Source organism: Escherichia sp. KTE96 (assembly GCF_000408525.1).
GTDB lineage: Bacteria > Pseudomonadota > Gammaproteobacteria > Enterobacterales > Enterobacteriaceae > Escherichia > Escherichia marmotae.
In genome coordinates this window covers 2,113,405-2,139,885 of sequence record NZ_KE137149.1, presented here as the reverse complement: position 1 = coordinate 2,139,885, position 26,481 = coordinate 2,113,405, and the positions used below count along the sequence as shown (strand labels likewise).

The following is a 26,481-nucleotide window of genomic DNA, read 5'->3' as shown; positions in this document are numbered from 1 at the left end:
CGGTTGGCTAAGACGTTTTCTGATAAAGGCGCTATTTTGTCACAGCCGAGGCGAGAATGAACCCGTCTGGTGTAATATCACTGCCGATCCCTCGCTATATGGTTAAAAAAGGAACCAGAAAGGATGCTTTTTACACTGAAAAAAGTGATTGGCGGTATGCTGCTGCCACTTCCGCTGATGTTGCTGATTATTGGTGCTGGCCTGGTGCTGCTGTGGTTTAGTCGTTTTCAAAAAACCGGGAAGATATTTATTAGCGTAGGATGGCTGGCACTTTTGTTATTAAGTTTGCAACCGGTAGCAGATCGTCTGCTGCGCCCCATCGAAAGCACCTATCCGACATGGAACAATGTACAAAAAGTGGACTATATAGTGGTGCTGGGCGGCGGCTATACCTGGAACCCGCAGTGGGCGCCAAGTTCAAATTTAATCAATAACAGTCTGCCACGCCTGAATGAAGGCGTGCGTTTGTGGCGTGAAAATCCGGGATCAAAGTTAATCTTCACGGGTGGTGTGGCAAAAACCAATACGGTGAGTACAGCAGAAGTGGGGGCCAGAGTGGCGCAATCGCTGGGTGTCCCACGCGAGCAGATTATTACGCTGGATTTACCGAAAGATACCGAAGAAGAAGCCACAGCAGTGAAACAGGCAATTGGTGACGCCCCTTTCCTGTTGGTGACCTCTGCGTCTCATTTGCCGCGCGCGATGATCTTTTTTCAACATGCAGGGTTAAATCCGCTACCTGCCCCCGCCAATCAACTGGCAATCGATTCACCGCTTAACCCGTGGGAACGGGCAATCCCGTCTCCGGTCTGGTTGATGCATAGCGATCGGGCCGGTTATGAAACGCTTGGCCGCATCTGGCAGTGGTTAAAAGGTTCATCAGGCGAGCCACGGCAAGAGTGATTTTGATGCCAGATCGAAGTTGCTCCGACTAAACCGTCCGGTATTGACCAGTTGCGCAACTTCATCCCATAACACATATAGCCAACGTCGCCAGATGAACGACTCCGCCACTGGCGCGCGTTGCAGGTAACTCCAGAGTAAATCTTCTGCCAGCGTATTATCCATTAGTCGGAACAGTTCATACTCTCGCGGTGCCCAAAGCATTAATCCCGGCCCGACCATCGCCAGTAGTTGATCGCTGCGCGAATCTTTCAACATGCTACGCAAACAGAAATTGCCGTGAATCAGCACACAATTGTCGTTAAATCCTTCAAATAATGCTGGAAGACATTCGCGGGTGCGGAACAGAATCCGCTTATCCTGCATGGTTAAACCGGTGTTATTGAACTGATTGAGCGTGGTCCATAACACTTCAATATGTTGCCGATACCAGGAGGGCCAGAAATTTTCCTGGGTATTATCCACTGCGCCAACGCAACCGCGACTGTCCTGTCGGTGCCAGGCCAACAGAGCTTCAACAATTTGCTCTTTCAGATGCTCCCAACGTTCCGGTGTACGTGCAGGTGCTTCCACAGAAACACCACGCATCCGCTCCAGTAACAGGACATCGGGGCCTGGGTGTTCTTCATGTGTCATCACACCATAAATAGTTGGCATACGGATAGTCCCGCTGCGCGCCAGCATGGTGGTTTTCCATGCCAACTGTCGTGCTTGCCCTGGCGTACTAAAGCTTCTTGCCAACAGCGGCATTGGGTTTCCCTGGCTGTCATACAAAGCCCACAACGCCGTATTCGCTTTTTCATTGACACACTCAATACGACTGAGTTTTTCACCCAGTAAATGGCTTAATTCGGCACGCAGCTGTTCCATTCAGATTACCCTCATAAAAGCTACTGCCTTCATAATGAGCGCCAATGTAAAAGATGTCACCTGAATGAGATCAATTGTTGAAAAGAAAAATGAGGAAAATCGTAACGGTACGACACTCCCCCGAAAATCGGGTGGAGTGTCGTGAAATTAACTTAGCGCATTTCAGCGCGAACGCGCTCGAGATCTTCAGGGGTATCCACACCTGTACCAGGAACTTCCCGGGCGACAGCAACATGGATTTTTTCGCCGTACCACAGTACGCGAAGCTGCTCTAACATTTCGATGTGTTCTAACGGGCTTGGCTGCCAGTTAACATAACGGCGGATAAAACCTGCACGGTAGCCATAAATACCGAGATGCCGCAGGAAATTATCACCAACGGTTTCCAGACTTTTTGCAAAATGGTCACGATCCCACGGAATGGTGGCACGTGAAAAGTAAAGCGCATAACCTTCAGCATCAAGAACCACTTTAACCGCATTCGGATTAAAGACTTCTTCCGCATTGTGGATAGGTACAGCCAGGGTAGCCATTCCCACTTCACGCTGGGCGAGATTATCGGCAACCTGACGAATGATTGTTGCAGGGATCATGGGTTCATCCCCCTGCACATTAACAATCACCGTATCGTCACTGAACGCGCATTTTTCGACAACTTCCGCCAGACGCTCAGTGCCTGATTGATGATCGGCGCGCGTCATGCATACTTCACCACCCGCAGCTTCAACGACGCGGGCGACATCATCATGATCGGTTGCCACGATGATGCGATCGGCACCTGATTCGCGGGCGCGCTCAAGGACATGAACGATCATGGGCTTGCCGTTAATATCGACCAGCGGTTTACCGGGCAGACGCGTAGAAGCGTAGCGCGCGGGAATAATGACCACAAAACTCATGATTTACTCTCATCGGCAGTCAGTACACGGGCTTCCGTTTCCAGCAGAACTGGAATGCCATCGCGCAGCGGGAAAGCCAGGTTATCCAGTTTGCAAATCAGTTCTTGTTTTTCCTGGTTATACCAAAGTTTGCCGTTGCAAACCGGGCAGGCAACGATTTCAAGCAGACGATGATCCATAGTTCCTCCAGATGGATCGGGTTATGAATGCATAAATCTTATCATAATCATTTATGCGTAGGGGGCTATTTCCCAGCCAGTGCGGCAATCGGTAAAAAGATCGGGTGGGCAGCGCCCTAATGTCACTCGCGTCGCCTGCTGCCAGCTAGCAAAATCGGTAATCGCCTGGCGTAACCCTTTTTGAAGAGAAGCTGTCGGTTTGATGCCATCCTGTAACCAGAGGGAGATAACTTCAAGAATGCCCGCCTGGCGATGTATTTTGGCATCCATTCGCCCGACTAATTGCCCACGATGTAGTAACGGCAGAACGAAATAGCCATACTGGCGTTTCGGCGCTGGCGTGTAGCATTCCAGCCGGTAGCTAAAATCAAAAAGTTGCTCTGCACGTTTACGATCCCAGACGACAGGGTCAAAAGGTGACAGTACAGTGCTATGCGTCGCGGTTAGTTTCCCCGCGAGAGCTGTTTCGAGAAGAGGCAACAAGTCAGCATGCAGCCAGAGTTGTCCTAATCTCTCCACATTTATGGGGATAATTTGTTGCTGTTCAGCACATAGATCACGCCAGGCCGACAGTGCAGGACGTTTCAAACGATAATAATCCGCCAGCCACTGTTCGCGGAATATTCCCAGGCAACGCGCGCTGTTATCCAGCATGGCGATTTCTGCTTCTGTTTGCGAAACGAGATCACGCTCATCATCCCAGTGAGGCATGACGCGATGGGTTAGATCATAAACTCGCTGGAAGTTGCGCCGTTCAACTACCATGACTTTTCCGGCAGTAAATAAGCCTTCCAGATGCCGTTTATGGGGCTTCCACTCCCACCAACCGCTTGCCCCTTTTCGGGGATGTTCGAAATCGGCTGAACGTACCGGTCCGTTATCTTGTATGTGCTGAATTAACTGTTCAATTTCTGCTACATGTTCCTGCATCCAGGCGTCTTTGTATTTCCAGCCCATTTTTTCAGGTGCCAGCATTCGGTGGCGAATAAGACGAAAATCGCTACGCGGCATAAAGCAGGCTTCATGCGCCCAGTACTCCATTAATTCGCCACGTGTCAGTGACTCATCCAGCCACTGCGGAGAATAATTACCAAGGCGACTAAAAAGTACCAGATAAGGGCTGCGGGCAACGATATTGATAGTGTCTATTTGTAGCAGGGAGATACGGGAGATAGTTGACAGGATATCTTCTGGCGACGCACGACGGCGGGATTTGTTTAACAGGCCTTGCGCGGCAAGGTGAAGATTACGCGCATCGGCAAGGGAAATATACGGCAGCGTCATCATGGCTCCATCTATTGAACGCTGCCGCGGCGGAATTAGTTGCCAGAAGCCAGCGAGGAAAGTTGCGCGAGCAGTTTCTCTGGTTCATCGCCCGAAAGCTGTGCGTCAACGGGCAAATACCACCAATTTTCTTCTGCAAAGGCCCGGCATTTCACCGCATCTTTTTCAGTCATGATCAGCGTTTGCCCGGCACTTAACAGTGCGCTGACATCCGCATGATTCAAAGACTGATGATCGGCCAGCGGAACACATTTTTCTGGTTGAACACCGCACATCTTCAGAGTGGCAAAAAAGCGCGGCGGGTGACCAATCCCCGCCATTGCTACCACATGTTCAAGTTGTGCAACATCACAACGCGTACCAGTACGCAAATTCACAGCCTGACCCGGCAGCAGATGCATTGGGATTTCACCATTGTGCGGTACACCGCCGTTGACGATTACCGCATCAACCGATTTTAAGCGCCCCGCTCGCTCACGCATTGGCCCCGCGGGCAACCACCAGCCATTACCAAAGCGACGCACACCATCGATGACGACAATTTCTACATCTCGCGCCAGGCGATAATGCTGTAGACCGTCGTCAGTCACGATGAGTTGTACATCAGGATGCTGCGCCAGAATCACTTTTACTGCATCAGAACGTTCGGGAGAAACCGCAACAGGCGCACCAGTGCGCTGATAAATAAGCACCGGTTCATCACCCGCCTGTGCCGTGGTGGTATCTGCCGACAGTAACAACGGATACGACTCGGCCTTACCGCCATACCCCCTTGACACCACACCAACGCGAACACCGCGTTTTTGCAGTTGTTCCACCAGCCAGACAACGACCGGGGTTTTTCCATTGCCACCTGCGGTGAGGTTACCGACCACCACAACTGGCACTGGCGCGCGCCATGCGCGTTTCAATTTTAATTTGTAGCAAAGACGGATTGCACCACTCACCAGGCCATACAGCCAGGAGAGTGGCAGCAACAGCCGCCACAAAGGCGATTCACCAGACCAGATTTTTTCAATCATTGGCCAAACTGCATTTTGTGAAGTTGCGCGTAGACACCACGGTGTTCAAGCAAATCGTTGTGCGTACCGCGTTCCACAATGACCCCGTCCTCGACGACCACAATTTCGTCTGCCTTTTCAATGGTAGACAAACGGTGGGCTATCACCAGTGAAGTACGGTTTTTCTGCAACTCATCCAGCGCCGCCTGAATTGCACGTTCAGATTCAGTATCCAGTGCCGAGGTGGCTTCGTCCAGAATCAGAATCGGGCTGTCACGCAACAAAGCACGAGCAATAGCAATACGCTGACGCTGACCGCCAGAAAGCAGTACACCGTTTTCGCCAATTACCGTATCGAGACCGTTATCCATCTTATTGATAAAGTCCATGGCATAAGCCATACGCGCCGCTTCTTCAATTTGCTCACGGCTGTACTGGTCAGTACGTGCGTAAGCAATGTTGTTGGCAACCGTATCGTTAAACAGATGGACATTCTGCGACACCAGCGCAACCTGATTACGCAATGACGCCAGGGTATACTCGCGTAGATCGTGACCATCCATCAGGATCTCGCCTTCATCGATATCGTAGAAGCGAGTGATTAAACTCGCGATGGTCGATTTACCCGAACCAGAACGTCCAACCAGAGCAACTGTTTTCCCTGCCGGGATTTTCAGGTTGATGTTACGCAAAGCGGGAACTTCACGCCCTGGATAGGTGAAGGTAACATTACGGAATTCCACATCGCCGGTAGCACGCTCAATCTCACGCTTACCTTCGTCTTTCTCCTGTTCACTATCCAGAATGGTGAACAGCGTCTGACAGGCCGCCATACCACGTTGGAACTGGGCGTTAACGTTGGTCAGCGATTTCAGCGGACGCATCAGTGCAATCATTGAAGAGAAAACAACGGTAATCGTACCGGCTGTCAGGCTATCCATCACACTTGGGAAGCTCGCCGCATACAGAACAAACGCCAGCGCCAAAGAAGCGATCAATTGAATGATCGGGTCAGAGATGGACGAGGCGGACACCATCTTCATCCCCTGCAAACGCATTTTGTTGCTGACCTTATCAAAACGCTTCGTTTCCACTTCCTGGCCACCAAAAATCAGCACTTCTTTGTGGCCTTTCAGCATCTGTTCCGCACTGGTGGTCACCTGCCCCATCGTGTTTTGCATGTTTTTACTGATGCTGCGAAAACGCTTCGATACGATACGAATTGCAATCGAGACAATGGGTGCCAGCACAATCAAAATGATCGATAACTGCCAACTGTAATAGAACATCATGGCGAACAAACCAATGATGGACGCACCTTCACGTACAACAGTAATCAGTGCGCCGGAAGATGACGAAGCAACCTGTTCAGAATCGTAAGTAATACGTGAAAGCAGAGTCCCGGTTGACTGTTTATCAAAAAATGAAACCGGCATTCCCATCATATGACCAAACAGGCGACGACGCATGGTCATTACCACTTTGCCAGATACCCAGGAGATACAGTAGCTGGAGATATAACTGGTGATACCACGTAAAATCATCAGCCCAATAACCACCAGCGGCATCCACATCAGCACGGAGCGATCTGTTTTACCAAAGCCATCATCAAGAAGTGGCTTAAGGAGCGATAACATGAAGGTATCGCTGGCCGCGTTGAGGATTAACGCTATGCCCGCCACGATCAGACCCGCTTTAAAAGGCGCAATGGTTGGCCACAGTCGGCGGAATGTCTGCCACGTAGAGAGATCTTTGTCGTTATGCATTCAAAAAACCAGCATTTGTTGAAATAGCCGCATATTCTACCCGTTATCCACTGGCACGCCAAACCACTGATGATACCAACGAGGTAAAATTTGCTCCCTTAGGCTGCGTACCAGCCAACCTTGCGCTGAAAAATCGACGGTTATTTGCCCCTGATGAGGGGTGTCAACCCATTGATATCCCTGAAGTTGATAGCGTCTTTTAACTTTACTGGAGGGTAGTCGCCACGCGTTATAGCGCGATGCCGATGCCAGTGCCACTTTTCCATTCACACGCTGAATTAATGGCAATGATGATGAGGTATTACTACCGTGATGGGGCACCTGAAGTAATGTCGCCTGCACATGCTGCCAGTAACGACTTAGCATTTTTTGTTCAGCTAGTGCTTCAATATCACCAGTTAAAAGAATGCTATACATTCCGTCATCAACCTTAACCACACAGGAATGGTTATTTCCTTTATCGTTGCTACCTTGTAAAGGCCAGTGCACACTAAAACGTAATCCTTGCCACTGCCACGCTTCGCCACGCACACAGGGCTGATGATGCTCCCCATTTAAAGGGCTTCTGACCCATAACGTCGGCCAGGTACGTAATATCGAGTCCAGTCCTCCCCGATGATCCAGATGTTCATGGCTAAGAATGACGCCTTCCGGTTCAAGGTTATGCCAGCGTAGCCAGGGGATGATAATTTGTTGCCCGCTGTCGCCCTCCGGCCAGGCAAGTCCCGTATCATAGAGAATCGCTTTGCCATTTCTCGCAATCACCATTGCCAGTCCCTGGCCGACATCAAGCATATACACCTGCCACTCGTCGGGCTGTGGTTTTTGCCACAGCGGCCAGCACATCATAATGCCTCCAGCCACACACACCACTGGCAGTGTTCGCCATACGTTTAGTCGCCATACTATCAACAATAACCAGGGAGAAAATGATAGCCATTGCCAACGTTCAGCAATGTTGATCCATCCTTCCGGCAAACTCTTTAACCCCCAGAAAAGTAAAGCCAAAGACCTGTCGGCAAGCAACCATAAACCTTGCTCCACAATTAATGGTCCGCTTAAATGCACGATCATCGCGGCAAGCGTCAACGGAACAGTAATAAATGTCACTAAAGGAATGGCAAATAGATTTGCTATAAACGAGGTCAGGCTAATGCCATGAAATATGACGATTTGTACAGGCATTAACAGGAGCGTTATTCCCAGTTGCAGATGGATGAGAGAAACCATCGCACGCACTGCAGGTGGCAGCGACCATACCGGACAGGGAAACCACTGATACCAAAAAATAAGCGCCGCCACCGCGGCGGCAGAGAGCCACAAGCTTTGCGAGAGAATGGCAACAGGGTCCATCAGCAATATTACTGCAAGGCAGCATATCCACACATCCCAGCCACTCCATTGTCGACCACTTAACTTAAGCATTCCCCACGTTGCAAGCGCCACTACGGTACGCAATGCGGGAGGTTGCATACCAGTCAACCATGCATAAAAAGCAGCACAGCAAATTCCGCCAATTAATGGTATCTGCCAATGGATCCAACGCCCAGGAAGGAAAATTTGCCCACTGCGAATAAGCCCTGCCGCCAGTAATGCCACAAAAGCAATGTGTAATCCCGATATCGCCATTAAATGCGCTGTACCGGTATTGCGCATAATATTTTTGATTTCTCTGGGTACAGATAACCGTTCACCCATACCTAAACCAAGAATGACCGTTTTCCACGGATAGGGTTGCAGAGACGTTTGTAAAGAGGCCAGATATTGCGCTCGCAGACTACAACTCGCTTCAATGACGCTTGCCTGCAGAAAGCGCCCGGTGAGCGGCTGATGCTGGGCAATGGCATAACGCTGGCTGTCAAAGCCGCCATCATTAAGCTGGCCGTGAACCGCACGAACGTTGAGTTTCATTGACCATTGTTGTCCGGCACAAACTGCTTGCGGCAGATATTCGCCATACAGCACGATGCCTGGCGCAGGGAAAAGACGTCGGCCTTGTAAGTGGGTAATTTGAGCGTAATGAGTGGTCATGCCATCAGTGGCAGTAATCTCGACGATTGCATCCTGCGTCGCACCAGCTAAGGCTTCTCCTACCCACATAACTTGCTTCGCCGCCAGTACGCCCCAAAGAAAAAACAGCAATATCAGCGTGAAATAACGAACAGCTTTAACAGGAATAAATGCCAGTACGCAGGCGAAAGTTGTAAGAACTGCAGTGGCTAACGTCCCGGGTAGTTGCGGTAATACCAGCAGTGGAAAAATCCCACAAATTACGCATACGCTGATCGTCGTTACTTTCATGCACCCCTCCCTGTTTTGGAAAGTGTGCAACTTTGTTCGGCAGTTGTCTGGTGGGTGTTTTGCTTTGCCCGAGGCGCGTTCAGAAGAATTTAACAGGAAGATGAAAACTGTACACAACTCTGCGAGACATCTTCCAGATTCAGATTACAGAAATGAAAAAAGCACCCGACAGGTGCTTTTTTCGCGTTCAAGTTTGTGTAAAAACTCAACCGTAAATATTGGCGCGATCGCGCAGTTCTTTACCTGGTTTAAAGTGAGGAACGTATTTTCCTTCCAGTTCTACTTTATCGCCAGTTTTCGGATTACGTCCGGTACGAGGTGCGCGGTAGTGCAAAGAGAAACTGCCGAAACCGCGGATTTCAATACGCTCGCCCTGCGCAAGAGTCGAGGCCATATGCTCCAGCATCTCTTTTACTGCATCTTCAACCGTCTTTGCGGGAATGTGCGATTGCTGGGTGGCAAGTCTTTCTATCAATTCTGACTTGGTCATGATTCCTCCGGTTCCTTAAAGGCAAATTTAGCGGCTGCTGTTGCTGCATTGATTAAGGGCGGCCGTAGCCGCCCTTAGTGCTTGATTACAGGACGAAACCTGCAATCTGTCAAGTAAACTCAACAAACTTCGGAATAAAAATCCCGAAGAGTCAGAGAATTACTCGCCTTTAGCTGCTTTGAAAGCTTCAGCCATTGCGTTGTTGGAGAAGTTTGCATCTTCCTGTTTGTTAACAGTTGCGATTGCATCTTTCTCGTCAGCTTCGTCTTTCGCACGAACAGACAGGCTGATTGCGCGGTTTTTACGATCAACGCCAGTGAATTTAGCTTCAACTTCGTCGCCAACGCTCAGAACCAGGGTAGCATCTTCAACGCGGTCACGGGATGCTTCAGAAGCACGCAGGTAACCTTCAACGCCGTCAGCCAGTTCTACGGTTGCGCCTTTAGCGTCAACTGCAGTTACTTTACCGGTTACGATAGAGCCTTTCTTGTTCAGAGCAACCCAGTTGTTGAACGGATCTTCTGCGAGCTGCTTAACGCCCAGGGAGATACGTTCACGTTCTGCGTCAACCTGCAGAACAACTGCAGCGATTTCGTCGCCTTTTTTGTATTCACGAACTGCTTCTTCGCCTGCAACGTTCCAGGAGATGTCAGACAGGTGAACCAGGCCATCGATGCCGCCGTCCAGGCCGATGAAGATACCGAAGTCAGTGATAGACTTGATTTTACCTTCAACACGGTCACCCTTGTTGTGGGTTTCCGCGAACTGCTGCCACGGGTTAGCTTTGCACTGTTTCAGACCCAGGGAGATACGACGACGTTCTTCGTCGATATCCAGAACCATAACTTCCACTACATCGCCAACGTTAACAACTTTGGACGGGTGGATGTTTTTGTTGGTCCAATCCATTTCGGAAACGTGTACCAGGCCTTCAACGCCTTCTTCGATTTCAACGAAGCAGCCGTAGTCGGTCAGGTTGGTTACGCGACCAGTCAGTTTAGTACCTTCCGGATAACGTTTAGCGATAGCTACCCACGGATCTTCGCCCAGTTGTTTCAGGCCCAGGGATACACGGGTACGTTCGCGGTCGAACTTCAGCACTTTAACAGTGATTTCGTCGCCCACGTTGACGATTTCGCTCGGATGCTTAACGCGTTTCCAGGCCATGTCAGTGATGTGCAGCAAGCCGTCAACGCCGCCCAGATCAACGAATGCACCGTAGTCAGTGAGGTTCTTAACGATACCTTTAACTTCCATGCCTTCCTGCAGGTTTTCCAGCAGTTGATCGCGCTCTGCGCTGTTTTCGGATTCGATAACGGCACGACGAGAAACAACAACGTTGTTGCGCTTCTGATCCAGCTTGATTACTTTGAATTCAAGCTCTTTGCCTTCCAGGTGCAGAGTGTCACGCACCGGACGAACATCTACCAGAGAACCTGGCAGGAACGCACGAATACCGTTCAGCTCAACAGTGAAGCCGCCCTTAACTTTGCCGTTGATAACACCGGTAACAGTTTCAGCATCTTCGTAAGCTTTTTCCAGCGTGATCCAGGCTTCGTGACGTTTAGCTTTCTCACGGGACAGCAGAGTTTCACCGAAGCCGTCTTCTACTGCGTCCAGAGCAACGTCAACTTCGTCACCTACCTGGATTTCCAGCTCGCCCTGGGCGTTTTTGAACTGCTCAGCCGGGATGGCAGACTCAGATTTCAGACCAGCGTCAACCAGTACTACATCTTTGTCGATAGCAACAACAACGCCACGAACGATAGAACCCGGGCGGGTTTCGATTTCTTTTAAGGACTCTTCAAAGAGTTGAGCAAAAGATTCAGTCATGTTTAATCTTCAGGTTTATATTTAACGTCCACCTGGCTCCGTGCCGGATGGGGTTGTTTAACATACCCGCTGTCATTCCATTGCAGCGGGGGTACTGCAAATTCGGTCGCTTATGCGAGAGCCAATTTTTGGCGCGCGTAGTGTAACGCTTTTTCAATCACTTGCTCAATGCTTAAGGAGGTGGAATCCAACACTAAAGCATCGGCTGCCGGAACCAACGGCGCTACCGCTCGATTACGATCGCGGTCGTCGCGTTCTTTGATCTCGGCCAAAAGGCGCTCAAAGTTAACACTAAAGCCCTTCTCCTGCAACTGTAGCATGCGGCGATGTGCACGTTCTTCTGAGGAGGCGTCAAGGAAAATTTTCACTGGTGCATCAGGGAATACCACCGTTCCCATATCGCGGCCATCGGCAATCAGGCCAGGTAATTCGCGAAATGCGCGTTGGCGACGCAATAATGCTTCGCGAACACGGGGAAATGCCGCGACTTGTGAAGCGGCATTCGCCACTTCCTGGGTGCGAATTTCACCACTGACATCTTCCCCTTCGAGGATCACTTCCAGATTGCCATTGGTCGATACAAAACGTACATCCAGGTGGGATGCCAGTGGCACCAGAGCATCTTCCGACGCCACATCAACATGGTGATGTAATGCCGCCAGTGCCAGTACGCGATAAATTGCACCCGAGTCCAGCAGATGCCATTGCAACGCTTCCGCCATAGCCTTACACAAAGTGCCTTTCCCTGCACCGCTTGGGCCATCAATGGTAATAACCGGGGCAATTGCCGTCATCTTTATCTCCTTAAAACAGGCGTACCGTTAACATAACCGCGCGCATTATACGCGCCAGCGCCACAAATCGTTAACGTTGTGTGCAAAAACCAGTTTTGTCTGTATTCAGATGGGGATTTATTGCGCAATTATAGCGGGCTGGCGAAAGACCAGCCCGAAAGATGACAATGATTTACTTACCAGAGGCGATACGGTCACGGATGTGTTGTGCACGCTCTGTTGATGGTGGATGAGAGTCAAACATAGACTGGGTACGACCGCCATCCAGGCTGGCCAGTTTTTCAAAGCTACCGACCAGTCCCTGGGTGTTGATGCCACGTTTCTTCAGCAGATCAAAGGAGAAATCATCTGCTTCGGACTCTTTATCGCGGGAGTACTTAGCATTGATAGCGCCTTCTGCGATATCGCCTAATTGTGAACGGGAAAGCTGAGAAGCCACACCGCTGGTTGCGGAAATCGCATCACGTGCGGCAACAATCGCATAAGAGGCTTTCATTTCAGCCAGCGAGTGACCCAATGCAACGTGCCCCAATTCATGGCCCAGAACGCCTTCAATTTCATTGTCGTTCATCATGTCCATCAGGCCACTGTAGACACGAACACAGCCGTTTGCCATCGCCCATGCGTTAACGTCGCTGGTCATATATACCTTATAGTTGACCGGCGTACCGTTAATATTGCTACCCAATGCTTTGGCGATTTTTGCCAGACGTTTACCGTACTTGCTGGATTTGCTAGCGACTTTGTTGCCGCTGTCCATTTCGACACAACCCTGATTGGCAATCGCTTTTGCATCGGCATCGCTTAACGTTACGGCTTTATAGGCATTTAAACCGGAGCTGATAGCCAGATCGGTATTAATACCGTGCGTATTCTGACACCCTGTCAGTAATGCTGCAGAGGTCGCAATCGCCAGCAGTAATTTAGTATTCTTCATGTGAATCATCCGTTGATTAATCATACATAAATATTATGTATCAACAACTTACATTGACAACTAACGCTACCATTAATACGAATGGCTCACAATGTCCGAAAAAAAACGCCGACAATAAACCGACGTTTTGATAAAGAAAGATCTGTCTATTTATTGCCTGATATTCGTTCAGGCTGGTTGGCTAATACGTTCCAGTTGCTCGAAGTAATCCGGGAATGTTTTAGCCGTACATTTAGGATCAAGAATCGTCACCGGCGTATCTGACAATGCTACCAGCGAGAAACACATTGCCATTCGGTGATCGTTATAAGTGGCGATCCCGGCAAATTTCAGTTTTTCTGGCGGCGTAATGCGAATGAAATCATATCCCTCTTCCACTTCTGCGCCGACCTTACGTAATTCGGTCGCCATCGCAAACAGACGATCCGTCTCTTTAACGCGCCAGTTATAAATATTGCGCAGCGTGGTAGTGCCTTTAGCAAATAGCGCCGTCGTAGCGATAGTCATCGCCGCATCGGGAATATGGTTCATATCCATGTCGATAGCGTTCAGTTCACCACGCGTGCAGGCAATATAATCATCGCCCCAGCTAATGGTCGCCCCCATTTTTTCCAGTACGTCAGCAAAGCGAATATCACCCTGCATACTGTTGCGTCCAATGCCAGTCACTTTTACCGTACCGCCTTTAATCGCTGCTGCAGCGAGAAAGTAAGACGCCGAGGATGCATCCCCTTCCACTAAATAGTGGCCCGGTGACTGATAAGATTGACCGCCTTTTACTACAAATTGTTGATATTGCTTATTTTCAATCTCAACACCAAACGTCTTCATCAGGTTGAGCGTGATATCGATATAAGGTTTAGAAACCAGATCACCTTTAATCCGAATAACCGTATCTTCCGGCGCAAGCGGTGCGGTCATTAATAGTGCGGTGAGGAACTGACTGGAAACAGAGCCATCAACTTCGACATTGCCGCCAGTAAAACCACCCTGTAAACGCAACGGTGGATAATTTTCTTGTTCCAGGTAAGCGATTTTTGCCCCGCCCTGGCGCAGCGCATCGACCAGATGACCGATCGGGCGTTCTTTCATACGCGGTTCACCGGTCAGGACAATATTATTGCTTCCCAGACAAAGTGCCGCCGCCAGAGGACGCATCGCTGTCCCCGCATTACCGAGAAATAACTCCAGCGCACTTTCTGCGTGTAATGGACCGCCGTTACCGATAATTTCGCAACGCGTACGATCAGCAGAAAGCGTATAGCTCACCCCCAACGCCTGCAGTGCATTCAGCATATGGCGAACATCGTCGCTATCCAGCAGATTGGTTAATACGGTTTTGCCGTGTGCTAATGCCGCCAGCAATAAAGCGCGGTTAGAAACGCTCTTGGAACCGGGCAGATTAATGGTGCCATCAACACGGGCGATGGGTTGTAACGTCAGGGATTCCATGAACTCAACTCTCTACAACAGAAATAAAAACCCCACAGTCTGGCTGTGGGGGATTAAGCAAAATTCGGCATTAGCCGTGACGGCGTTCGAACTCAACCATGAAGTCTGTCAGCGCTTTAACACCTTCCAGCGGCATGGCATTATAAATAGACGCGCGCATTCCGCCGACCACACGGTGACCTTTCAACGCATGAAGGCCCGCAGCGAAAGACTCTTCGAGGAACAACTTGTCAAGCGCACTGTCCGCCAACTGGAACGGCACATTCATCCGCGAACGGTTATCTTTTGCGACATCATTACGATAGAAATCGCTGTTATCTATTACGCCATACAGCAGTTCTGCTTTTTGCTGATTGATGTTGTCCATTGCAGCCACACCGCCGTTCGCTTTCAGCCATTTGAAGACCAGGCCAGATAAGTACCAGGCAAAGGTCGGCGGCGTATTAAACATGGAATCGTTATCGTTAAGGATGGAGTAATCCAGAATCGACGGGCATGCGATATTCGCTTTACCCAGTAAGTCTTCGCGAACGATGACGATCGTCAGGCCAGCCGGGCCGATATTTTTCTGCGCGCCAGCGTAAATCACGCCGTAGCGGCTGACATCAATCGGGCGGGAAAGAATCGTTGAAGAGAAATCGGCAGCGACTACCACATCTTTACCAAAGTCTGGCGTTTCATCGATGGCAATACCATCGATAGTTTCATTCGGGCAATAATGCATATAAGCAGCATTATCAGAGAGTTGCCATTCACGCATTGGCTTAACCGCGCGCAAACCATCAACAGTCACTTTGGCGTCAAACACATTTGGCGTGCAGTATTTTTTCGCTTCTTTGATGGCGCTTGCCGCCCAGTAGCCGGCATCAACATAATCTGCAGTGGTTTTATCACCGAGAATATTCAGCGGTACAGCCGCAAACTGACCCCGACCGCCACCATGGCAGAACAATACTTTATAGTTGGAGGGGACGTTAAGAAGATCGCGAAAATCCTTCTCGGCTTCCTCTGCAACCTGAATGAATTCTTTGCCGCGGTGGCTCACTTCCATCACCGACGTACCAAGACCGTTCCAGTCGCGCAGTTCCTGTTGAGCCTGTTTAAGCACCTCTGCCGGTAGCATTGCCGGACCAGAACTAAAATTGAAGATTTGAGCCATTTCCCCTCACCACGTTGCGTTGTTATTGACCCACGGTAATCGATTGCGACCCTGGGTAATACGTTATTCCTGTGACTATCGGTTTTATCATTCAGTGACGCGCGTCGCAATGGGTAAAACTGTTGCGGGTAAAAATGTGGTCCGCGTCACACAACAGAATATCTCGGATTCTAGTCAAAAAGCCGCTGTTTTTGCTGTCATGTCACCCGTTTTACCCGACTTGCCTTCGTCCATTCTGGATTTGCACAGCGGGGACATAATTGTTTTTCACCTGCTTCCATATGAATGATTTCACTGCAACGGATACAGGCGTAGTCCGCCGACTCCGGCACCACTTTATAACGCTGAGTACAATCACTGGGTAAAATAAGTAATCCCGGTTTCACCTTTTCATCTTCAAAGAAATAGACGCTGATTTGCCCGTTGGTTTCAAGAATAGCCAGACGAACCTGTCCCAGTTGTTCCACACCACGCAACCGTAGCTCCATAAAAAACTCAAATTCCGTCATGTTGGAGTTATTAAGTTTCGACCAGGCCAGCTCACCATCTTCAATAATGACAACCGGCTTACCCTCCAACAGATCTTCCAGTTTTTCACTGTGCGCCATCGACCACATCACCAAGCGATATAACAACGCCAGAGTAATAAAGACAATAAGTACCGGGATCATCGGCACATCGTCATAAAATGCCACATCCCCAGCCGCCGACCCTAGTGTCAAAATGATTAACACTTCAAACAGCGACATTTGCCGCACGCCGCGTCTTCCGGTCATTTTGAGGAACAGAAAGACCAACACAAAGGTATAGAGACTGCGTAGGGCAACTTCGCCAAGGAAATCAAAAGGCACTTTATCGAATGCCATACGGTGGAGATCGAACGCCTTCATTTTTATGCTCTTATCGTGGTTTATCCACTAAAAGCATAGTCAACAGTTCATCGGCATGGCGGCGGTGATAGCGCCTTTGCGATAAAACCCGTATTATTGCGCGCTTTCCGTACGACTAAAGTGATTTTCATGACACAAACATTTATCCCCGGCAAAGATGCCGCTCTGGAAGATTCCATCGCTCGCTTCCAGCAAAAACTCTCCGACCTCGGTTTTCAAATTGAAGAAGCTTCCTGGCTGAATCCGGTGCCTAACGTCTGGTCTGTACACATCCGCGATAAAGAGTGCGCGCTATGTTTTACCAACGGTAAAGGCGCAACCAAAAAGGCGGCGCTGGCTTCTGCCCTCGGTGAATATTTCGAGCGTCTCTCTACTAACTACTTTTTTGCTGATTTCTGGCTGGGCGAAACCATCGCCAACGGCCCGTTCGTGCATTATCCCAACGAAAAATGGTTCCCACTGACCGAAAACGACGATGTGCCGGAAGGCCTGCTTGATGACCGTCTGAGGGCATTTTACGACCCGGAGAATGAACTGACCGGCAGTATGCTGATTGATCTGCAATCCGGTAATGAAGATCGCGGTATTTGCGGCCTGCCGTTTACTCGCCAGTCCGACAATCAAACCGTTTATATTCCGATGAATATTATCGGTAACCTGTATGTTTCCAACGGTATGTCCGCTGGTAATACCCGCAACGAAGCGCGCGTCCAGGGATTATCCGAAGTTTTTGAACGCTATGTGAAAAACCGCATCATCGCTGAAAGCATCAGCCTGCCAGAGATCCCGGCTGATGTGCTGGCACGTTATCCGGCGGTGGTTGAAGCCATCGAAACGCTGGAAGCGGAAGGTTTCCCAATCTTTGCTTATGATGGTTCGCTTGGCGGTCAGTATCCGGTGATCTGCGTGGTACTGTTCAACCCGGCTAACGGCACTTGCTTTGCCTCTTTCGGCGCACATCCTGATTTTGGCGTTGCACTGGAACGTACCGTGACTGAACTGCTGCAGGGCCGCAGTTTGAAGGACCTGGATGTATTTACTCCGCCAACCTTCGACGATGAAGAAGTAGCTGAACATACCAACCTCGAAACGCACTTTATTGATTCCAGCGGTTTGATCTCCTGGGATCTGTTCAAGCAGGATGCCGATTATCCGTTTGTCGACTGGAATTTCTCCGGCACCACTGAAGAAGAGTTCGCCACGCTGATGGCTATCTTCAATAAGGAAGGTAAAGACGTTTATATTGCTGATTATGAGCATCTGGGTGTCTACGCTTGCCGTATTATCGTGCCGGGCATGTCCGATATTTATCCGGCAGAAGATTTGTGGATGGCGAATAACAGTATGGGCAGCCATTTACGAGAAACGATTCTGTCGCTGCCAGGCAGTGAATGGGAAAAAGAAGATTACCTGAACCTCATCGAGCAACTGGATGAAGAAGGTTTTGACGATTTTACCCGCGTACGTGAGCTGCTGGGTCTGGCAACGGGGTCGGACAACGGCTGGTATACCCTGCGTATCGGTGAACTGAAAGCCATGCTGGCGCTGGCTGGTGGCGACCTGGAACAGGCTCTGGTCTGGACCGAATGGACGATGGAGTTTAACTCATCGGTGTTCAGCCCGGAGCGCGCGAACTATTATCGCTGCCTGCAAACCTTACTACTGCTTGCTCAGGAAGAAGATCGTCAGCCACTGCAATATCTGAACGCGTTTGTTCGCATGTACGGTGCTGATGCGGTAGAAGCTGCCAGCGCAGCCATGAGTGGCGAAGCCGCGTTTTATGGCCTGCAACCGGTAGACAACGATCTACATGCGTTTGCCGCACATCAGTCACTGCTGAAAGCTTACGAAAAACTGCAACACGCCAAAGCGGCATTCTGGACAAAATAAAATCAAATAGCCTACGCAATGTAGGCTTAATGATTAGTCTGAGTTATATTACGGGGCGTTTTTTTAATGCCCCGCTTTACATATATTTGCATTAATAAAATAATTGTAATTATAAAGTTAAATATCGGTAATTTATATTTAATAAATACGATCGATATTGTTACTTTATTTGCCTGATGCCCCCCTTTTAATTAACTGTTTTAGCGGAGGATGCGGAAAAAATTCAACTCATTTGTTAATTTTTAAAATTTATTTTTATTTGGATAATCAAATACTTACTCCGTATTTGCATAAAAACCATGCGACTTACGGGCCTATAAGCCAGGCGAGATATGATCTATATCAATTTCTCATCTATAATGCTTTGTTAGTATCTCGTCGCCGACTTAATAAAGAGAGAGTTAGTGTGAAAGCTGACAACCCTTTTGATCTTTTACTTCCTGCAGCAATGGCCAAAGTGGCCGAAGAGGCAGGTGTCTATAAAGCAACGAAACATCCGCTTAAGACTTTCTATCTGGCGATTACCGCCGGTGTTTTCATCTCAATCGCATTCGTCTTCTATATCACAGCAACCACTGGCACAGGCACAATGCCCTTCGGCATGGCAAAACTGGTTGGCGGCATTTGCTTCTCTCTGGGGCTGATTCTTTGTGTTGTCTGCGGTGCCGATCTCTTTACTTCTACCGTGTTGATTGTTGTTGCCAAGGCGAGTGGGCGTATCACTTGGGGCCAGTTGGCGAAAAACTGGCTGAATGTCTATTTTGGCAACCTGGTCGGCGCGTTGTTATTTGTACTTTTAATGTGGCTTTCCGGCGAGTATATGACCGCCAATGGTCAATGGGGGCTGAACGTCCTACAAACCGCCGACCACAAAGTGCACCATACTTTTATTGAGGCCGTCTGCCTCGGTATCCTGGCTAACCTGATGGTATGCCTGGCGGTATGGATGAGCTATTCTGGCCGCAGCCTGATGGACAAAGCGTTTATCATGGTGCTGCCGGTCGCGATGTTTGTTGCCAGCGGTTTTGAGCACAGTATCGCAAACATGTTTATGATCCCGATGGGTATTGTAATCCGCGACTTCGCTACACCGGAATTCTGGACCGCAGTCGGTTCAGCACCGGAAAATTTTTCTCACCTGACCGTGATGAACTTCATCACTGATAACCTGATTCCGGTTACGATCGGCAATATTATCGGCGGTGGTTTGTTGGTTGGGTTGACATACTGGGTCATTTATCTGCGTGAAAACGACAACCATTAATGGCTGTCGAAGTACGCAGTAAATAAAAAATCCACTTAAGAAGGTAGGTGTTACATGTCCGAGCTTAATGAAAAGTTAGCCACAGCCTGGGAAGGTTTTACCAAAGGTGACTGGCAGAATGAAGTAAACGTCCGTGACTTCATTCAGAAAAACTACACTCCGTACGAGGGTGACGAGTCCTTCCTGGCTGGCGCTACTGAAGCGACCACTACCCTGTGGGACAAAGTAATGGAAGGCGTTAAACTGGAAAACCGCACTCACGCGCCAGTTGACTTTGACACCGCTGTTGCTTCCACCATCACCTCTCACGACGCTGGCTACATCAACAAGCAGCTTGAGAAAATCGTTGGTCTGCAGACTGAAGCTCCGCTGAAACGTGCTCTTATCCCGTTCGGTGGTATCAAAATGATCGAAGGTTCCTGCAAAGCGTACAACCGCGAACTGGATCCGATGATCAAAAAAATCTTCACTGAATACCGTAAAACTCACAACCAGGGCGTGTTCGACGTTTACACTCCGGACATCCTGCGTTGCCGTAAATCCGGTGTTCTGACCGGTCTGCCAGATGCTTATGGCCGTGGTCGTATCATCGGTGACTACCGTCGCGTTGCGCTGTACGGTATCGACTACCTGATGAAAGATAAACTGGCACAGTTCACCTCTCTGCAGGCTGATCTGGAAAACGGCGTAAACCTGGAACAGACCATTCGTCTGCGCGAAGAAATCGCTGAACAGCACCGCGCTCTGGGTCAGATGAAAGAAATGGCTGCTAAATACGGCTACGACATCTCTGGTCCGGCTACCAATGCTCAGGAAGCTATCCAGTGGACTTACTTCGGCTACCTGGCTGCTGTTAAGTCTCAGAACGGTGCTGCAATGTCCTTCGGTCGTACCTCCACCTTCCTGGACGTGTACATCGAACGTGACCTGAAAGCTGGTAAAATCACCGAACAAGAAGCGCAGGAAATGGTTGACCACCTGGTCATGAAACTGCGTATGGTTCGCTTCCTGCGTACTCCGGAGTACGATGAACTGTTCTCTGGTGACCCGATCTGGGCAACCGAATCTATCGGTGGTATGGGTCTCGACGGTCGTACGCTGGTTACCAAAAACAGCTTCCGTTTCCTGAACACCCTGTACACCATGGGTCCGTCTCCGGAACCGAACATGACCATTCTGTGGTCTGAAAAACTGCCGCTGAACTTCAAGAAATTCGCCGCTAAAGTGTCCATCGACACCTCTTCTCTGCAGTATGAGAACGATGACCTGATGCGTCCGGACTTCAACAACGATGACTATGCTATCGCTTGCTGCGTAAGCCCGATGATCGTTGGTAAACAAATGCAGTTCTTCGGTGCGCGTGCAAACCTGGCGAAAACCATGCTGTACGCAATCAACGGCGGCGTTGACGAAAAACTGAAAATGCAGGTTGGTCCGAAATCTGAACCGATCAAAGGCGACGTCCTGAACTACGATGAAGTGATGGAGCGCATGGATCACTTCATGGACTGGCTGGCTAAACAGTACATCACTGCACTGAACATCATCCACTACATGCACGACAAGTACAGCTACGAAGCCGCTCTGATGGCGCTGCACGACCGTGACGTTATCCGCACCATGGCGTGTGGTATCGCTGGTCTGTCCGTTGCTGCTGACTCCCTGTCTGCAATCAAATATGCGAAAGTTAAACCGATTCGTGACGAAGACGGTCTGGCTATCGACTTCGAAATCGAAGGCGAATACCCGCAGTTTGGTAACAACGATCCGCGTGTAGATGACCTGGCTGTTGATCTGGTAGAACGTTTCATGAAGAAAATTCAGAAACTGCACACCTACCGTGACGCTATCCCGACTCAGTCTGTTCTGACCATCACTTCTAACGTTGTGTATGGTAAGAAAACCGGTAACACCCCAGACGGTCGTCGTGCTGGCGCACCGTTCGGACCGGGTGCTAACCCGATGCACGGTCGTGACCAGAAAGGTGCTGTAGCTTCTCTGACTTCCGTTGCTAAACTGCCGTTCGCTTACGCTAAAGATGGTATCTCTTACACCTTCTCTATCGTTCCGAACGCACTGGGTAAAGACGACGAAGTTCGTAAGACCAACCTGGCTGGTCTGATGGATGGTTACTTCCACCACGAAGCGTCCATCGAAGGTGGTCAGCACCTGAACGTAAACGTGATGAACCGTGAAATGCTGCTCGACGCAATGGAAAACCCGGAAAAATATCCGCAGTTGACCATCCGTGTATCTGGCTACGCAGTACGTTTCAACTCGCTGACTAAAGAACAGCAGCAGGACGTTATTACTCGTACCTTCACTCAATCTATGTAATTAGATTTGACTGAAATCGTACTGTAAAAAGCGTACAATAAAGGCTCCACGAAAGTGGGGCCTTTTTTAGCAAGAGAGCCTTTTTTGTCAGCTATCTATACTTTAAGGTGACTGCCAAAACAGACTCGACGTAGCCTTCGAGCTGCGCACCAACACGGCCTCAGATGGGCCACATCTGGAGAAACACCGCAATGTCAGTTATTGGTCGCATTCACTCCTTTGAATCCTGTGGAACCGTAGACGGCCCGGGTATTCGCTTTATCACCTTTTTCCAGGGCTGCCTGATGCGCTGCCTGTATTGTCATAACCGCGACACCTGGGACACGCATGGCGGTAAAGAAGTTACCGTTGAAGATTTAATGAAAGAGGTGGTGACCTATCGCCACTTTATGAACGCTTCAGGTGGCGGCGTTACCGCATCTGGCGGCGAAGCAATTCTGCAAGCTGAGTTTGTTCGTGACTGGTTCCGCGCCTGCAAAAAAGAAGGCATTCATACCTGTCTGGACACCAACGGTTTTGTTCGTCGTTACGATCCGGTGATTGATGAACTGCTGGAAGTAACCGACCTGGTAATGCTTGATCTCAAACAAATGAACGACGAGATCCACCAAAATCTGGTAGGCGTTTCCAACCACCGAACGCTGGAGTTTGCCAAATATCTGGCGAACAAAAATGTGAAAGTCTGGATCCGTTATGTCGTAGTACCTGGCTGGTCTGACGACGACGATTCCGCCCACCGTCTTGGTGAATTTACCCGTGATATGGGTAACGTCGAAAAAATCGAACTCCTCCCCTACCATGAGCTGGGCAAACACAAATGGGTGGCGATGGGCGAAGAGTACAAACTCGATGGCGTGAAACCACCGAAGAAAGAGACCATGGAGCGCGTGAAAGGCATTCTTGAGCAGTATGGTCATAAAGTGATGTTCTAAAACATCACGTGCAGGTTGAATTTCGCCCTGCAATTTTGGCTCCCCTCCTGTTAGTGATAATCAGTAAGCCAGCGTTAGGAGCATTCTCAACGCTGGCTTGCTCGACTTAATTTCCGCGTCGTAATCTTCTGATTCTAGCTCGTTACCAGTCGGCGTAAGGTATCAGCGGCTGCGGCGGTAAATCCATGTCGCCCTGCCATCCGGCGGCGGAATACCGTACATAGAGCAGGAAATGGCTGGGCGCATAATCTTTCGCCTGCTGGATATCGATTGCCGTACCGACAAACCAGTTGGATGTGACGCGGCGTTCAAGTAATGCCCGCGCCGTGTAGCCAAAGCCCTGACTGCTGCCACCGTCGTTGGTCTGGCCGGCTGCATCGTCTTTCCAGTCAGTCGGGATCAGGTTCATCAGCGGATAACGCGGCATGGTTTTGGTTCGTGAATGCGACCACGAGCCAGACGCCCCCAGCTCCCACGACCAGTTTTCCGTCCGCTCGCGCCACATCACCGGTACGGCAAACGACAGGTATTCCTGCGGGCTGTAGTAACCGCCCTGACCGAGTGAGTACCCACTCAGGTCTTTGTCGTAATGCCAGATCATATTGTTCAGACCAATGGTGACGCGGCGATTGTTCTGGTTGATGACTTTATAGTAATAGCCCGTCATCCAGCGCACGCGCCAGTTATCTTCGACATTTTTGCCGGTTAACTGGTCGCCGCTAAGCGATGCCCAGACGCCGTTCGCTTCACCTTTATCGTAGCTCAGGCTTAGTCCCACGCCATCAGCACGCACGCCGCCCCATTTTTTCCCGGTGTTGCCCGGGGAGTCTTTTTGCCCGCCAAAGGCCAGCAAGGAACTGGAGATGGGGCGACGATGGGCGTTAATGGTGTAACCAAGCGGCCCCACGTCGTCGCTGTAACTGATGCCGCCAACGACATCCACCACGTTGAAGCCCATCGGCGTGGTGCCGATATCCCAGCTCCAGACGTCATTGCGCCAGCCGACAGCAACGCTGGCACCGGAATCCGACTGACTGCGATTGCCGCTACAATCCTGTAACGTACAGGTGCCCCAGTTGTTATCCCATTTACCCTCAGCGTCGGCGGAGAAACTGCCAACGTTCATATTGACGAAATCACTGCGGAAGAACATTCGCCCGTCGGAATACGGCGCATCCACCTGCAACATGGTGGTGTGCGCTTTCAGATCAGAATAGCCACCAGTACCGCTCGAACCCCAGTAATCATGTTCGAGGGTGACGTTGAGATCCTGCTGACGATAGAGGTCCGCCGCATCGCTGCGCACGCCGCGTTTCAGCCAGTCGTCCTTCTCGTCATTGCGGGTCAGACGGGTAAAGGTGTCGTTATCCTGCGGACGCGTTGTCGCCACACCGGATGCGACCATTGCGTCTTTGTAGGTTTCCAGCGCCTGCTGCGGTTCCCCCGCCTGCGCTTCAAAACTCGCGCCATCGCGCAGTACCATCGCGCTTTCCATCGACGGTGGTTGAGATTTTGCCTGTGGGATCAGCCTGTTAAACGTCTGCTGCGCCGCCGCGGTATCGCCAAGCTGTGCCTGCACCAGCGCCACACGCCGTTGCGTGTTCAGCGACGCGTTATCGGTGGCGGGCAGTTTCGCCAGTTGGCTGCGCGCTGCCGCTTTGTCGCCTGCAGCAATATCCACTTCCGTCAGGCCAAGAATGGCGTCGATGTTATTCGGCTCGCGCGTCAGGACATTCTGATACGCAGCGCGGGCGGCGGTGTAATCACGCCGTTGCTGCGCCCAGTCGGCCAGCGTGAGGTCAATGCGCGTGGAAGGTGGTTGCTGGCGCAGCATCGCTTCCGCTTCGGCCTCTTTGCCGCTTTCCCGCAGACGGTTAGCGGTTTCCAGCACCTGATCGCTTTGCAGCCGATTAACCAGCTCCTGAATATTGCTGTTCCACTGCGCGCGCGGCAGGCTGTTGATATGCGCCAGCGCCGCCCGCTCCTGATCGTGACCGGAGAGATACAGCCCGTAAGCGTAAACCTGCTCCGGATCGTCTGGTTTCTGCTGTGCCAGATTGCGCATCAGGGTATCGGCCTGGCTACGTTGCCCGGCCTGCCAGAGATCCTGCGACAGCCGGTAAGTAATCCATACACTGCCGGGATCCAGCGCCAGCCGTTGCCGCTGAAGCGCTGCCGCCTGCGCCCATTTGCCCTGATTTTCCAGTGCCTCCGCCTGCTGTGCCAGACGATCGTTTTGCAGGCTGCGTTCGATGTCATCAACGCTGCGCCGCTGGCTGGCCGGGAGCGAGGCAATAAACGCTTCGGCTTTTTCCGGTGACTGCTGGCGATAAATATTCGCCAGTCCGCGCACGGCGTTGGTGTTGCTGCTGTCCATGCGCAGCGTCTGCTGATAATAACGTTCTGCGGCGGGGTAATCTTTGCGCGCCATTGCCACATCACCCAGTCCCAGCACTGCATAGCTGTCGGCGTTATCAACACTGCGCGCCTGCCGGAACAACCGTTCGGCCTGCTCTGGATTATTGGCTTTCAGCGCAGCATCACCCTGCTGGATCGCCAGCCAGTAGCGGTTCACTTTCAACAGACTGTTCCACTTGTCATTGTTGCTGCTGTGCGGGTCCAGCGCGAGGGCTTTTTCCAGATTCACCACCGCATTCGCGCGATCGCCTTTCTGGGAATACGCCTGGCCCAGCGCCCCCAATATTGCACCAGTGTCAGGGTTATCATTATTAAGTATTCTCAACTGACTAATCGCTTCGTTGCGACGGGATGCTATTTGCGCCACTGTACTCCAGTACTCCATCGCCATTTCGACATCTGGCGGTGCCCCATTAAATAGCCTGTCGTAATTGGCAATAGCCTCTTTGTGACGCCCGGAGATAGCTTGTAAACGTGCCATTTGCAGTGCCTGACGGCCATCAGGCGAGGAAAGTCGCATAGCCGTGTGCGATGCTTGATATATTTTTGAATCCGGTGCGAGCAGGAAAAGCCTGGTAAGTTGTTTTTGTGCACCGTCAATATTTCCCCTTCGCAGCAGATAGCGAAAACGAGCCGCAACGACATCTGGATTATTGGGTTCCACCAATTCAAGACGATAAAGCGATTGCTCGACCAGATCTTCGCGGTGAGTGTCTTCGCCTAACCGAACCTGCGCCATCAACAACTGATGAGCAGTTGGCGCAGCTTCCGCCATCGACAGCATCGACAAAACAAGGGATAGTGTGAGCAAATTTAGGGTGAATTTGTACATGCCTGGCCTCAATCAGGTGTTAACTCACTTTTTATTAGAAACAGAATGAG

20 protein-coding genes are annotated in these 26,481 nt (G+C 50.5%); 5 read left to right on the top strand and 15 right to left on the bottom strand.

Going from position 1 to position 26,481, the window contains the following annotated elements; translation table 11 throughout:
- Positions 1-123 precede the first annotated feature (123 nt).
- Positions 124-903 carry an envelope biogenesis factor ElyC gene (gene elyC / locus A1WG_RS04720; RefSeq protein ID WP_000899544.1) on the top strand — a complete coding sequence of 260 codons (780 nt, stop codon included), beginning with the start codon at positions 124-126 and terminating at the stop codon, positions 901-903.
- Here the strand turns inward: elyC and A1WG_RS04725 are convergent.
- From A1WG_RS04725 to A1WG_RS04790, 14 genes are all read right to left on the bottom strand, one after another.
- Positions 880-1,773, bottom strand: coding sequence for a YcbJ family phosphotransferase (locus tag A1WG_RS04725; protein ID WP_000436936.1), 894 nt, complete (start codon positions 1,771-1,773; stop codon positions 880-882). The two genes, elyC and A1WG_RS04725, sit on opposite strands and share 24 nt — an antisense overlap.
- 152 nt (positions 1,774-1,925) lie before the next feature.
- Positions 1,926-2,672: a 3-deoxy-manno-octulosonate cytidylyltransferase gene (gene kdsB / locus A1WG_RS04730; RefSeq protein WP_001516117.1), complete on the bottom strand. Its 747-nt coding sequence runs from the start codon at positions 2,670-2,672 to the stop codon at positions 1,926-1,928.
- Positions 2,669-2,851 (bottom strand): protein YcaR, encoded by a 183-nt coding sequence (gene ycaR / locus A1WG_RS04735; RefSeq protein WP_000350069.1) that lies wholly within the window; start codon positions 2,849-2,851, stop codon positions 2,669-2,671. Before ycaR ends, kdsB begins: the two co-directional genes overlap by 4 nt.
- A gap of 51 nt (positions 2,852-2,902) precedes the next feature.
- Positions 2,903-4,135 (bottom strand): crosslink repair DNA glycosylase YcaQ, encoded by a 1,233-nt coding sequence (ycaQ, locus tag A1WG_RS04740; protein ID WP_001516116.1) that lies wholly within the window; start codon positions 4,133-4,135, stop codon positions 2,903-2,905.
- A gap of 35 nt (positions 4,136-4,170) precedes the next feature.
- Positions 4,171-5,157, bottom strand: a complete 987-nt coding sequence (lpxK, locus tag A1WG_RS04745; RefSeq protein WP_001516115.1) for a tetraacyldisaccharide 4'-kinase — start codon at positions 5,155-5,157, stop codon at positions 4,171-4,173.
- On the bottom strand, positions 5,154-6,902 hold the full coding sequence (gene msbA, locus A1WG_RS04750) for a lipid A ABC transporter ATP-binding protein/permease MsbA (protein ID WP_000551252.1): 1,749 nt from the start codon (positions 6,900-6,902) through the stop codon (positions 5,154-5,156). The genes lpxK and msbA overlap by 4 nt, the downstream gene beginning before the upstream one ends.
- A 36-nt stretch (positions 6,903-6,938) precedes the next feature.
- The gene (locus A1WG_RS04755) at positions 6,939-9,203 is read right to left on the bottom strand and encodes a ComEC family protein (protein ID WP_000869356.1); all 2,265 of its coding nucleotides are present in this window, start codon (positions 9,201-9,203) and stop codon (positions 6,939-6,941) included.
- Between the two features lie 205 nt (positions 9,204-9,408).
- Positions 9,409-9,693, bottom strand: coding sequence for an integration host factor subunit beta (gene ihfB / locus A1WG_RS04760; protein ID WP_000167336.1), 285 nt, complete (start codon positions 9,691-9,693; stop codon positions 9,409-9,411).
- Positions 9,694-9,852: 159 nt separating this feature from the next.
- Positions 9,853-11,526, bottom strand: coding sequence for a 30S ribosomal protein S1 (rpsA, locus tag A1WG_RS04765; protein WP_001516114.1), 1,674 nt, complete (start codon positions 11,524-11,526; stop codon positions 9,853-9,855).
- Positions 11,527-11,636: 110 nt separating this feature from the next.
- Positions 11,637-12,320 (bottom strand): (d)CMP kinase, encoded by a 684-nt coding sequence (cmk, locus tag A1WG_RS04770; protein ID WP_001516113.1) that lies wholly within the window; start codon positions 12,318-12,320, stop codon positions 11,637-11,639.
- 172 nt (positions 12,321-12,492) lie between these two features.
- Positions 12,493-13,257: a metallopeptidase YcaL gene (gene ycaL / locus A1WG_RS04775; RefSeq protein ID WP_001516112.1), complete on the bottom strand. Its 765-nt coding sequence runs from the start codon at positions 13,255-13,257 to the stop codon at positions 12,493-12,495.
- A gap of 168 nt (positions 13,258-13,425) precedes the next feature.
- Positions 13,426-14,709: a 3-phosphoshikimate 1-carboxyvinyltransferase gene (aroA, locus tag A1WG_RS04780; RefSeq protein WP_000445220.1), complete on the bottom strand. Its 1,284-nt coding sequence runs from the start codon at positions 14,707-14,709 to the stop codon at positions 13,426-13,428.
- Positions 14,710-14,779: 70 nt separating this feature from the next.
- Positions 14,780-15,868 (bottom strand): 3-phosphoserine/phosphohydroxythreonine transaminase, encoded by a 1,089-nt coding sequence (gene serC, locus A1WG_RS04785; RefSeq protein ID WP_000057146.1) that lies wholly within the window; start codon positions 15,866-15,868, stop codon positions 14,780-14,782.
- A gap of 197 nt (positions 15,869-16,065) precedes the next feature.
- Positions 16,066-16,758, bottom strand: coding sequence for a DUF421 domain-containing protein (locus A1WG_RS04790; RefSeq protein ID WP_000642842.1), 693 nt, complete (start codon positions 16,756-16,758; stop codon positions 16,066-16,068).
- Positions 16,759-16,887: 129 nt separating this feature from the next.
- Here A1WG_RS04790 and ycaO point away from each other — a divergent pair, with 129 nt between their 5' ends.
- The 4 genes from ycaO (at position 16,888) to pflA (ending at position 23,181) form a co-directional block, all read left to right on the top strand.
- A complete protein-coding gene (gene ycaO, locus A1WG_RS04795; protein ID WP_001516111.1) occupies positions 16,888-18,648 on the top strand; it encodes a 30S ribosomal protein S12 methylthiotransferase accessory factor YcaO in 1,761 nt (586 codons plus the stop codon).
- Between the two features lie 406 nt (positions 18,649-19,054).
- Positions 19,055-19,912 carry a formate transporter FocA gene (gene focA / locus A1WG_RS04800; RefSeq protein WP_000642551.1) on the top strand — a complete coding sequence of 286 codons (858 nt, stop codon included), beginning with the start codon at positions 19,055-19,057 and terminating at the stop codon, positions 19,910-19,912.
- Positions 19,913-19,966: 54 nt separating this feature from the next.
- Positions 19,967-22,249, top strand: coding sequence for a formate C-acetyltransferase (gene pflB, locus A1WG_RS04805; RefSeq protein ID WP_001292821.1), 2,283 nt, complete (start codon positions 19,967-19,969; stop codon positions 22,247-22,249).
- A 191-nt stretch (positions 22,250-22,440) separates the two neighbouring features.
- Positions 22,441-23,181: a pyruvate formate lyase 1-activating protein gene (pflA, locus tag A1WG_RS04810; RefSeq protein WP_000111043.1), complete on the top strand. Its 741-nt coding sequence runs from the start codon at positions 22,441-22,443 to the stop codon at positions 23,179-23,181.
- 142 nt (positions 23,182-23,323) lie between these two features.
- On the opposite strand, the gene bcsC is transcribed toward pflA, so the two are convergent.
- Positions 23,324-26,431: a cellulose synthase complex outer membrane protein BcsC gene (gene bcsC / locus A1WG_RS04815; RefSeq protein WP_016242621.1), complete on the bottom strand. Its 3,108-nt coding sequence runs from the start codon at positions 26,429-26,431 to the stop codon at positions 23,324-23,326.
- Positions 26,432-26,481: the final 50 nt, after the last annotated feature.

Excerpts from the sequence above, each read along its gene's own strand:
- elyC (WP_000899544.1), top strand. The coding sequence starts at position 124 with ATGCTTTTTACACTGAAAAAAGTGATTGGCGGTATGCTGCTGCCACTT.
- A1WG_RS04725 (WP_000436936.1), bottom strand. The coding sequence starts at position 1,773 with ATGGAACAGCTGCGTGCCGAATTAAGCCATTTACTGGGTGAAAAACTC.
- kdsB (WP_001516117.1), bottom strand. The coding sequence starts at position 2,672 with ATGAGTTTTGTGGTCATTATTCCCGCGCGCTACGCTTCTACGCGTCTG.
- ycaR (WP_000350069.1), bottom strand. The coding sequence starts at position 2,851 with ATGGATCATCGTCTGCTTGAAATCGTTGCCTGCCCGGTTTGCAACGGC.
- ycaQ (WP_001516116.1), bottom strand. The coding sequence starts at position 4,135 with ATGACGCTGCCGTATATTTCCCTTGCCGATGCGCGTAATCTTCACCTT.
- lpxK (WP_001516115.1), bottom strand. The coding sequence starts at position 5,157 with ATGATTGAAAAAATCTGGTCTGGTGAATCGCCTTTGTGGCGGCTGTTG.
- msbA (WP_000551252.1), bottom strand. The coding sequence starts at position 6,902 with ATGCATAACGACAAAGATCTCTCTACGTGGCAGACATTCCGCCGACTG.
- A1WG_RS04755 (WP_000869356.1), bottom strand. The coding sequence starts at position 9,203 with ATGAAAGTAACGACGATCAGCGTATGCGTAATTTGTGGGATTTTTCCA.
- ihfB (WP_000167336.1), bottom strand. The coding sequence starts at position 9,693 with ATGACCAAGTCAGAATTGATAGAAAGACTTGCCACCCAGCAATCGCAC.
- rpsA (WP_001516114.1), bottom strand. The coding sequence starts at position 11,526 with ATGACTGAATCTTTTGCTCAACTCTTTGAAGAGTCCTTAAAAGAAATC.
- cmk (WP_001516113.1), bottom strand. The coding sequence starts at position 12,320 with ATGACGGCAATTGCCCCGGTTATTACCATTGATGGCCCAAGCGGTGCA.
- ycaL (WP_001516112.1), bottom strand. The coding sequence starts at position 13,257 with ATGAAGAATACTAAATTACTGCTGGCGATTGCGACCTCTGCAGCATTA.
- aroA (WP_000445220.1), bottom strand. The coding sequence starts at position 14,709 with ATGGAATCCCTGACGTTACAACCCATCGCCCGTGTTGATGGCACCATT.
- serC (WP_000057146.1), bottom strand. The coding sequence starts at position 15,868 with ATGGCTCAAATCTTCAATTTTAGTTCTGGTCCGGCAATGCTACCGGCA.
- A1WG_RS04790 (WP_000642842.1), bottom strand. The coding sequence starts at position 16,758 with ATGAAGGCGTTCGATCTCCACCGTATGGCATTCGATAAAGTGCCTTTT.
- ycaO (WP_001516111.1), top strand. The coding sequence starts at position 16,888 with ATGACACAAACATTTATCCCCGGCAAAGATGCCGCTCTGGAAGATTCC.
- pflB (WP_001292821.1), top strand. The coding sequence starts at position 19,967 with ATGTCCGAGCTTAATGAAAAGTTAGCCACAGCCTGGGAAGGTTTTACC.
- pflA (WP_000111043.1), top strand. The coding sequence starts at position 22,441 with ATGTCAGTTATTGGTCGCATTCACTCCTTTGAATCCTGTGGAACCGTA.
- bcsC (WP_016242621.1), bottom strand. The coding sequence starts at position 26,431 with ATGTACAAATTCACCCTAAATTTGCTCACACTATCCCTTGTTTTGTCG.